Annotated in this window: 1 protein-coding gene; it reads left to right on the top strand. The window is 47.7% G+C overall.

What is annotated here, in order from left to right:
* Nucleotides 1-303: 303 nt before the first annotated feature.
* Nucleotides 304-1,551 (top strand): IS110 family RNA-guided transposase, encoded by a 1,248-nt coding sequence (locus DFP98_RS38500; RefSeq protein WP_116065954.1) that lies wholly within the window; start codon nt 304-306, stop codon nt 1,549-1,551.
* Nucleotides 1,552-1,651: the final 100 nt, after the last annotated feature.

Genomic DNA, 1,651 nt, shown 5'->3' with positions numbered 1-1,651 from the left:
CATGGTTATGCCCATTCCTTTCGCTACGCTCAAGGCACAAAACGGAATGAAATCCGTTCGCCTTTGGTGATTTTTTTGTATTCTGGAGTTGCAGAGATATTCAGCACACTACAAATCACGTGGAGGGGAGTGGGCCACCGTTTTTTGTCAGGTGACCGCATGGTTATATGTGTAGATTGCCCTTCCAAGCACAAATAAGTGTCGCTTCGAGCACGCAGACTTATCTTTGATAAACAACTCGTTTATAGCTGGGCAATCAGTCCCTGCTGGCTATTTCTGTACATCTCAGAAAGGAGCTTTCGTATGGCCTTAAAAATTGTTTATCCGATCTGTTGCGGGATCGATGTGCACAAAACCTTCGTGGTCGCCTGCATTGCTTCTACCAACAGCAAAGGCCTCACGACTTACAAAAGCCATCGCTTTTCAACCTTCACTCAAGGCTTGAATGAGCTGTCACAGTGGCTTTGTGAGCATGACTGCAAGGATGTCTGTATGGAATCGACCGGGAAATACTGGATTCCCGTGTTCAACTTGCTGGAGCATTCCTGCAACATCACACTGGCGCATCCGAAGTACGTCAAAGCCATTCGCGGCAAGAAGACAGACAAGAAGGATGCGAAGTGGATTGCCGACTTATTCAAGCACGATCTTGTCGCCGGAAGCTTTATGCCCCCTTTGCCGATCCGACAGTTGCGCGATTTGATGCGCTACCGCTTCAAGCTGACGAACTTTACGTCAAGCGAGAAGAATCGACTCCAGAACAGCCTGACCGTTTCTAATATCCAGCTTGGCAGCGTCATTTCGGATACGTTCGGCAAAAGCGCCATGAATATCATCGACAAGCTACTGAACGATCCGAGGGATACGTCTTTTGACCTCGAACCGCTTATTCACGGCTCCCTGAAAGGAAAACTTGCCGAACTTGCACTTGCAGTTGACGGTTTCATTACGCCTGAGCAGGCCGGGAAGATCAAGGTCATTAAACAACATTACGAAGACCTTGAATCCCGCAAAGCTGAACTGGAATCTATTATCCTTTCCCTTGCCGACGCCTACACAGAAGAACTCAACTTGATCTTGACTGTTCCGTCCTTCAAAAACATCTTTTCCGCCATTGCCGTGGTTTCGGAAATTGGGGTCCATATGGACGTGTTCCTGACAGCCAAGCATTTGTGTTCCTGGGCAGGACTTACACCTTCTAATGACCAGAGCGCCGGCAAGAGAAAGTCAGTCAGGATTTCGAGAGCTGGCGTCTATATCAAGCCGCTTTTGGTTCAGTGTGCCACCGCTGTTGTCAAAAGCGAAAAGCATCCCGAAATCCGAAACCGCTACTTGCAACTGAAGAGGCGCAGAGGCCACAAACGTGCGATTATTGCCATTGCGCGAATGTTGTTAACGGCCATCTACCACATCTTGAAGAACAAACAACCCTATAACCCTGATTTATACAAGAAAGCCGACGTTCATCCAGCAGACCGTGAAATCACGGTAGAACAGGCGATTAAATTGGCTCAATCTCAGGGTTACCGAATTATGGCCGCTGCTACCTGACTTTGAAATAAACCACAAATTACCAATAGCCGTCTTGAGAATGGCTTATTTGTTATGCGCATTTCCGTTACTACGTGCGTTGGCTAAGGATTTCAGACTT

The organism is Cohnella phaseoli (assembly GCF_003386235.1).
Classification (GTDB): domain Bacteria; phylum Bacillota; class Bacilli; order Paenibacillales; family Paenibacillaceae; genus Cohnella; species Cohnella phaseoli.
This window is presented reverse-complemented; position numbering and strand designations above follow the sequence as displayed.

Bases quoted from the DNA above. Each gene is read 5' to 3' on its own strand.
- DFP98_RS38500 (WP_116065954.1), top strand. From the start codon at position 304: ATGGCCTTAAAAATTGTTTATCCGATCTGTTGCGGGATCGATGTGCAC.